This window comes from Micromonospora sp. URMC 106 (genome assembly GCF_051386395.1).
Taxonomy (GTDB): Bacteria; Actinomycetota; Actinomycetes; order Mycobacteriales; family Micromonosporaceae; genus Micromonospora.
The window spans coordinates 1-7841 of sequence record NZ_JBPQTP010000180.1; the positions used below are offsets into that span (position 1 = coordinate 1).

Here is a 7841-nt window from a genome sequence, read left to right on the forward strand (position 1 = left end):
CGGTCGGCGAGGATGCGGGTGAACCGGGACGGGTCGGTCAACTCCCCGCCCTCGGCGAGCAGCGCCATGCCGTAGAGCAGCTCGGCGGTCTCCTTCAGCGACTCCTCGGTGCCGCCCTGCTCGTGGGCCTTGCGCAGGCCGGTGACGAGCGGGTGCCCGGGGTTGAGCTCCAGGATCCGCTTGACCGCCGGCACCTCGTGCCCCATCGCCCGGTACATCTTCTCCAGCGTCGGGGTGATGTCGTGGGCGTCACCGACGACGCAGGCCGGGGACGTGGTCAGCCGGGAGGAGAGGCGCACCTCCTTGACGGAGTCGGCGAGGGTGGCGCCCATCCAGGTGAGCAGGTCGGCGAAGTCCTTGCGCTGCCGCTCGCGCTCGGCCTCGGCCTCCTTCTTCTCCTCCTCGGTGTCCAGGTCGACCTGGCCCTTGGCGATCGAACGCAGGGTCTTGCCGTCGTACTGGCCGACCCGCTCGACCCAGACCTCGTCGACCGGGTCGGTGAGGAGCAGCACCTCGTAGCCCTTGGCGCGGAACGCCTCCATGTGCGGCGAGTTCTCGATCATGGAGCGGGACTCGCCCGTGGCGTAGTAGATGTCGCTCTGCCCGTCCTTCATCCGGCTGACGTAGCCGGCGAGGTCGGTCGGCTCGGCCGGGTCGTGGGTGGAGGCGACCGAGAGGATCTCCAGGAGGGTGTCCCGGTTCTCCGTGTCGTCGATCAGGCCCTCCTTGACCGCCGCGCCGAACTCCGTCCAGAAGGTCCGGTAGCGGTCGGCGTGGTTGGCCTTCATGTCCTTGACGGTGGACAGGATCTTCTTGACCAGCCGGCGGCGGACGACCCGGATCTGCCGGTCCTGCTGGAGGATCTCCCGGGAGATGTTCAGCGACAGGTCGTGCGCGTCCACGACACCCTTGACGAAGCGCAGGTAGTTCGGCATGAGCGCTTCGCAGTCGTCCATGATGAAGACGCGCTTGACGTAGAGCTGCACGCCGCGGCGGCCCTGCGGGGCGAACAGGTCCAGCGGGGCGTGGGAGGGGAGGAACAGCAGCGCCTCGTACTCGAAGGTGCCCTCGCCCTTCATGTGCACGATGTCCAGCGGGTCGGCCCAGTCGTGGCTGACGTGCTTGTAGAACTCCTTGTACTCGGCCTCGTCGACCTCGTCGCGGGGCCGGGCCCAGAGCGCCTTCATCGAGTTGAGCGTCTGGGTCTCGGTCGTGGTCTCGTCGCCCTCGCCCGGCCGCTCGACGGTCATCCGGATCGGCCAGGCGATGAAGTCGGAGTACCGCTTGACGATCTCCCGGATCGTCCACTCGGCGGTGTAGTCGTGCAGGTTGTCCTCGGCGTCGGCCGCCTTGAGGTGCAGGGTCACCGCGGTGCCCTGCGGCGCCTCGTCGACGGCCTCGACCGAGTAGGTGCCCTCGCCGGCCGACTCCCAGCGGGTGCCGCCGGTCTCCCCCGCCCGCCGGGTCACCAGCTCGACCCGGTCGGCGACCATGAACGCCGCGTAGAAGCCGACCCCGAACTGGCCGATCAGCTCCTGCCGCGCCCCGGCGTCGGCGGACTCGCGCAGCTTGCGCAGCAGCTCCGCCGTGCCGGACTTGGCGATCGTGCCGATCACCTGGACCACCTCGTCGCGGGACATGCCGATGCCGTTGTCCCGGACGGTAAGCGTGCGCGCCGCCTTGTCGACCTCGATCTCGATGTGGAGGTCGGAGGTGTCGACCTCCAGGTCCTTGTCGACCATCGACGCCAGGCGCAGCTTGTCCAGCGCGTCCGAGGCGTTCGAGATCAGTTCGCGCAGGAAGACGTCCTTGTTCGAGTAGATCGAGTGGACCATCAGCTGGAGCAGCTGACGCGCCTCGGCCTGGAACTCCAACGTCTCGGCCCGGTTACTCACGCCGTGTCCTTTCATCCTCGAAAGCCCACCAGAGAGGTTCGCGCAAAGGATACGAGCCGTCGCCCACCGCGAGACGACGACGCCCGGTCGGAGTCTCCCGACCGGGCGTCATCAGGGGTACGCGTCAGAGGCCGAGCCGCTGACCGGGGAGGATCAGCCCCGGGTCGGCGCCGACGACCCGCTTGTTGCTCTCGTACAGCTCCCGCCAGCCGCCGTCCACGTCGTGCGCGGTCGCGATCTTCGCCAGGGTGTCGCCGGGCCGGACCACGTAGGTCCGGCCGGCGCCGCCCGCGTCACGCCGCTCGCTGCCACCCGAGTCGCGCTTCGTCGCCGGCGCCTGCGACCCGCGCTCCCTCTTCGGGGTGTGCGACGTGCTCGAGCCGCCCTTCTTGCCGCAGGTCGGCCACGCGCCGATGCCCTGCCCGTCGAGGACGCGCTCGGCGACGCGGATCTGCTCGGCGCGGGTGGCCAGGTCGGCCCGCGCGGCGTACCTCCGGCCGCCGTAGCCCTCCCAGGTGCTCTGGGAGAACTGGAGGCCGCCGTAGTAGCCGTTGCCCGTGTTGATGCTCCAGTCGCCGCTGGACTCGCACTGGGCGATCGCGTCCCAGTTGACGCTGTCGGCCTGGGCCGGGGCGGCCGGGCCGAAGATCGCCACCGCGCCGGTCACGGCGCCCACGGCGAGAGTGCCCACGGCGGTACGACGGACGGTGCGACGGTGACGGGCCTGGTAGTCGGATGCCATGTGTGATTCCTCCACGCCGGCGAGGTCAGCTGTCGGGTTCGGGCCGAGGAGCCCGGCCGCCGCTGGCGGCTTCACCCCGAGGTGACGCGCACCGAGGAACGTTGGGTCCCCCGCTCCGTGCCTGAGTGACCGGGTCCGACGGCCGGCGGCAGGATTAGGCGTTACCGGCCGTGGTGTTCGCCATCGCGAACCCGGTCGACGCTAGGGGCGCTTCGCGCCGATTGCCCACTTCTCGTGAAGTTCCTCACCGGCCGCCGCACTGCCGGGCCGCCCCGGGTTGCGGACCGTTCCCGGCTGTGCGTCGCGGGCGCGCGTTGCCGTCAGGCTCTACCGTCGACAGTGGCGTCACCGTGGCCGCCGGGAGAGCAGAGGGCTGGTGCGACCGCCACATCCGGCGGTCAGTACGGTAGGGATGTGTCTCTATGGATGGCCGCGATGTGGGGACTGGTCGGCAGCGCGGTGGCCGAGGCGCTCAACCTGTCCGGGATGATGCGCCCCACCACCGAGTCGGGGGGCCGGTGGCAGTGGCCGTGGCGGGACCGGCGGGACGCGCCGATCGTCGTGTTCGCGGTGCTGCTCAGGACCGTGGCCGGGACCGGGCTCGCCGCCGCGGCCGGGGCGGGTGGCCTCGCCACCACCGCCTTCGCCAGCTTCACCTTCGGGGTGGCGGCCCCGCTCGTGATCGCCAAGATGTTCGACCAGGTCCGGGTGACGGACCAGCCGACCGACGGCACGCGCGGCGGACCGGACGGCGAGCACGATGACGCCGCCTGAGAGCCTGCTGGGCAGGGTCGCCTCCGCGCTGGCGGCCCGTCCGGCAACCACGGCGACGGCCGTGCCCGTGCCGACGAGGACCAGGTTGGCCGCCGCGCTGGCGGCGAGGCCGGTGGCCGCCGCGGGGGCTCGTCGCGCCCCGGCGCCCGTCGGGGAGGCCGAGTACGGCGGGAAGCTGACCCAGCGGGTCAGGGAGGTGCTGGCCGGCATCCTCGGCGTCACCGCCGACCAGCTGCGCGTCGACGCCGACGGCGACGTCGCCATCCGCGTCGGCTCCGCCATGATCTTCGTACGGGCCCAGGACGACCCGCCGCTGGTCGACGTGTTCTCACCCCTGCTCACCGGGGTCGAGCCGACCGAGTCGCTGTACCGGCGGCTCTCCGACCTCACCAACGGTCTCGTCGTCGGCCGGGTCTACTGCACCGGCGACACGGTCTGGGCGTCCGTCCCCGTCTTCGGCCAGGACTTCGTCCCCACCCACCTGCTGCTGGCCGTACGGGCCATGGTCGAGCTCGCCGACGACCTCGACGACCAGCTCCGGCGGGAGTTCGGCGGCAGCCGCTTCTTCGGCGAGGAGTCCTCGGGCCTGGCGGCGGTGCCCGACCCGACCGGCTACCTGCGCGACCTCGACCGGGCCGGCGCGAGCGGGGCGGGCAGCGTCCTGGTCGACCTGCTGGCCGACCGGGGGCGGACGGAGGAGCTGCGGGCCCGCGCCGAGCACGGCGACTGGCACGCCGCCACCCGGCTCGCCGCGCTGCTCGCCGAGGAGGGGCGCGCCGACGAGGCCGAACGGTACTGGCGGATCGCCGCCGAGCAGGGCGACCCGAGAGGCCGCGACGAGCTGGCCACCCTGCTGGCCGCCCGGGGCCGGCACGACGAGGCGATCGCGCTGCTGCGGCAGGCGGTCGACGACGGCGACTGGCGCCCCCTGCCGTTGCTGCTCACGCTGCTCACCGAGCGCGGTCTCGTGGACGAGGCGGTCGCGCTGCTGCGCCGCCGCGCCGCCGACCGGGACTGACCGCCGCCGCGCGGCAGACCCGCACCGACCGTCGCCGGCCCGGACCGGCCGCCGCCGCCCCCGCGAAAGCAGCCCGCCGTATGGCAGACCCCCGGGCGACCGCCGCCGCGGACCCGTCCGGGATCCGGAGAACGAAATGCGTCCGCAGGTGTGGCCGCGGCGGCGGGTGGGTAGAGAAACGCGCTGGGGTGCCGGCGGACGTGCAGCGGAGGCCGGGTGCCAGGATGAGCGCGTAACGCCAGCAAGGGTCGGCCGGGCCCGGAAGTGAGGGCTGCGATGGGGTGCGACCGAAGGTGACGCGGCCCACGGGTGACCTGTTCGCCGAGGGCGGTGAGACCGGGCGGCTGATGGCGCGGCTGGACTGGGCGGAGACTCCGCTCGGTCCCGTCGACGGCTGGCCGCAGAGCCTGCGCGCGGCCGTCCGGATGGTGCTCTCCTCCCGCTACCCGATGCTGCTGCTCTGGGGCGACCGGTTCACCCAGCTCTACAACGACGCGTACTCGGCGCTGATCGGTGACAAGCACCCCGCCGCGCTCGGCGGCGACGTGCGGGTCACCCTGGCCGAGGGCTGGGACGTGCTGGCCCCGTTGATCGACGAGGCGATGGCGACCGGGGTCGCCAGCTGGGTGCCGGCCCTGCAACTGCTGCTCGACCGGGCCGGCTACCGCGAGGAGGCGTACTTCAGCGTCTCGCACGCCCCCGCCCGCGACGACGAGGGACGCACGGTCGGCGTGCTCACCGTGTGCAGCGAGGTCACCGAGCAGGTGGTCGGCGAGCGCCGGCTGCGCCTGCTGCGCGACCTGTCCGTACGCGGCGACGGGCGGACCGTCGACGTGGGGAGCACCTGCGCCCGGCTCGCCGAGGCCGTCGGCGGGCACCCGCTGGACGTTCCGTTCGCCGCGATCTACCTGCGCGAGGACGCGCTGCTGCACCGGGTCGCCTGCGTCGGCGGCGAGAAGGTGGCCGCGGCGCTGCCGGCCACCCTGCCGGCGGCCGAGGAGCGCGGGTGGGGCCTGGCGGCCGCCGCCGGCGGCACGGCGGCCGAGGTCACCGGTGTGGCCGAGCGGCTCACCGTGCCCGCCGGGCCCTGGGGTGACCCGGTCGGCACGGCCCTGGCCCTGCCGCTGCCCTCGGCGGAGGCGGACCAGCCACTCGGGGTGCTCCTGGTCGGGGTCAGCCCGAGCCGGGGGCTGGACGAGGCGTACCGGTCGTTCTTCGCGCTGCTGGCCCAGCAGGTCGCCGTCGCCGTGCGCAACGCGCGGGCGTACGAGGAGGAGCGCCGGCGGGCCGAGGCGCTCGCCGAGCTGGACCGGGTCAAGACCGGCTTCTTCACCAACGTCAGCCACGAGTTCCGCACCCCGCTGACGCTGATGCTCGGCCCGCTCGCCGATGCCCTCGCCGACCACGAGCACCCGCTGCCGGCCGTGCAGCGGGAGCGGGTCGACACCGCCTGGCGCAACGCGACCCGGCTGCTCACCCTGGTCAACAGCCTGCTCACCTTCTCCAGCCTGGAGGCGGGCCGGGCGCAGAGTCACGCCCGCGAGGTCGACCTGGCCGCGCTCACCGCCGAGCTGGCCAGCGTCTTCCGGGCGGCCGTGGAGCGCGCCGGGCTGCGCCTGGAGGTCGACTGCCCGCCCCTGCCGCGTCCGGTCGCCGTCGACCCGGTCAACTGGGAACGCATCGTCACCAACCTGCTGTCGAACGCCCTGAAGTACACCTTCGTCGGCCGGATCCGGGTCGGGCTGACCGCCGACGAGCAGGAGGTGCGGCTGACCGTCACCGACACCGGCATCGGCATCTCCGAGGAGGAGCTGCCCCGGCTCTTCGAACGCTTCCACCGGGTGCAGGGCGCCCGGTCCCGCAGCCACGAGGGCACCGGCATCGGGTTGCCCCTGGTCCGCGAGCTGGCCCGCCTGGAGGGCGGCGACGTGCGGGTGGAGAGCCGGGTGGGGGCCGGGACGACGTTCACCGTGGCGCTGCCCTTCCGCGCCGTGGGGCGGCCCGCCGCACCGGCGGACGTGGACGGCATCGGTCAGGCGGCCCGAGCCGCCGCGCAGGAGGCGATCGGCTGGCTGGCCGACCCGGCGCAGGCGTCGGCGATCTCACCGGCCGGGCCGCCGGGGTCACCGTACGGGACGGTGGACGCGCTGCGCGACGCGCGGATCCTGGTGGCCGACGACAACGCGGACATGCGCGCGTACCTGGCCCGGCTGCTGACCGGGCAGGGTTGGCGGGTGGAGACGGTCGGCGACGGCCGGCAGGCCCTGGCGGCGATCCGCCGGGAGCAGCCGGACCTGGTCCTCACCGATGTGATGATGCCGGACGTCGACGGCTTCGAGCTGGTGCGTCGGCTGCGCCAGCAGGCCGACACGCGGGCGCTGCCGGTGGTGGTGCTCTCCGCGCGCGCGGGTGGGGACGCCAGCGTCGAAGGGCTCGACCTGGGCGCCGACGACTACGTGGTCAAGCCCTTCGCCGCGGGCGAGCTGGTCGCCCGGATCCGGGCGACCCTGCACGGCGCCCGCGTCCGGGGGCAGCGCTCGGCCGGCGCCTCCGAGGCGGCCGACCGGGACGATCCGGCGGTGGCCGCGCGCGGCGGCGGGACGGCGGCGCCGACGCCGACCGGTCCGGGCCGGGTGACCGCGCTGTTTCCGCGGGGCGGCCCGGACACCGACCCCGGCAGCACCGGGAACGGGCCGCGCACGCGGGGCGGGGTGTCGGACCCCGCGCGCCTGGCGGCGCTGGAGACCGGATGGACGTACCCGTCGAAGCCCACCTCGGCCTCGGCCATGCGCCGGGACGTGCGGGCGTCGTTGGAGGCCCTGGACGTCGATCCGGACATCGTGCAGGACCTGCTGCTGGCCGCCTCCGAGGCGGTCAACAACGCCGTGGAGCACGCGCAGCGCCCCAGCCGACCGGAGGTGCGGGTGCGACTGCGGGTGGTCGCGGGCACGGTCCAGATCTCGGTGCGGGACTTCGGCACCTGGCGCGACCGCCGGCCCGCCATGGACCGGGGTCGCGGCGCCACGCTGATGAACGCGTACGGCGACGTGCGGATGGTGTCGACCGCCGAGGGCACCACGGTCACGATCGAGCGCCGCCTGTCACCCGCCCCCTGACGACCCCGACCACCCGAACCCGACGCCGAACGGCCCGGTGGCCAGGCGACACCGGCCCACCCGGGATCAGCCCGGATGTCGCGTTCGGGAGGTCTGGTCTCCCCGTCGGGTGCCGTGTGTCGGGTTTGTGGTGGGTTGTGGTGGCGGGCGCCACCGGCCGGGCGGGCATGGGCCGAGGGCCCGCGTCGTTGTATCCATCGTGAGCGCGTGACCCCCGAGCCCGTTCCGACGGCCCGGGGCGCCGGCCGGAATGCCGGCCGGCCCCACGTCGTTACACCCCCCGGACCGCGCCCCAC

Annotated in this window: 5 protein-coding genes and 1 riboswitch; of the genes, 3 read left to right on the forward strand and 2 right to left on the reverse strand. The window is 73.9% G+C overall.

Annotation, left to right across the window (positions count from 1 at the left end; all coding sequences use genetic code 11):
* Positions 1-1835: molecular chaperone HtpG (htpG, locus tag ACSNOB_RS30880; protein WP_436690865.1), on the reverse strand; the 1835-nt coding region annotated here is incomplete at its 3' end.
* Positions 1836-2019: 184 nt separating this feature from the next.
* A complete protein-coding gene (locus ACSNOB_RS30885) occupies positions 2020-2637 on the reverse strand; it encodes a transglycosylase family protein (protein ID WP_436690857.1) in 618 nt (205 codons plus the stop codon).
* A riboswitch (cyclic di-AMP (ydaO/yuaA leader) is annotated at positions 2637-2808 on the reverse strand. It overlaps the preceding gene by 1 nt.
* Positions 2809-3051: 243 nt before the next feature.
* Between ACSNOB_RS30885 and ACSNOB_RS30890 the strand changes: the two genes are divergently transcribed.
* The 3 genes from ACSNOB_RS30890 to ACSNOB_RS30900 all read left to right on the forward strand — a co-directional run bounded on the left by ACSNOB_RS30890 (position 3052) and on the right by ACSNOB_RS30900 (position 7545).
* Positions 3052-3411: a hypothetical protein gene (locus tag ACSNOB_RS30890; RefSeq protein WP_436690859.1), complete on the forward strand. Its 360-nt coding sequence runs from the start codon at positions 3052-3054 to the stop codon at positions 3409-3411.
* Positions 3398-4429, forward strand: a complete 1032-nt coding sequence (locus ACSNOB_RS30895; RefSeq protein ID WP_436690861.1) for a T3SS (YopN, CesT) and YbjN peptide-binding chaperone 1 — start codon at positions 3398-3400, stop codon at positions 4427-4429. The genes ACSNOB_RS30890 and ACSNOB_RS30895 overlap by 14 nt, the downstream gene beginning before the upstream one ends.
* Positions 4430-4722: 293 nt before the next feature.
* The gene (locus ACSNOB_RS30900; RefSeq protein WP_436690863.1) at positions 4723-7545 is read left to right on the forward strand and encodes an ATP-binding protein; all 2823 of its coding nucleotides are present in this window, start codon (positions 4723-4725) and stop codon (positions 7543-7545) included.
* The last annotated feature ends 296 nt before the right edge of the window (positions 7546-7841 follow it).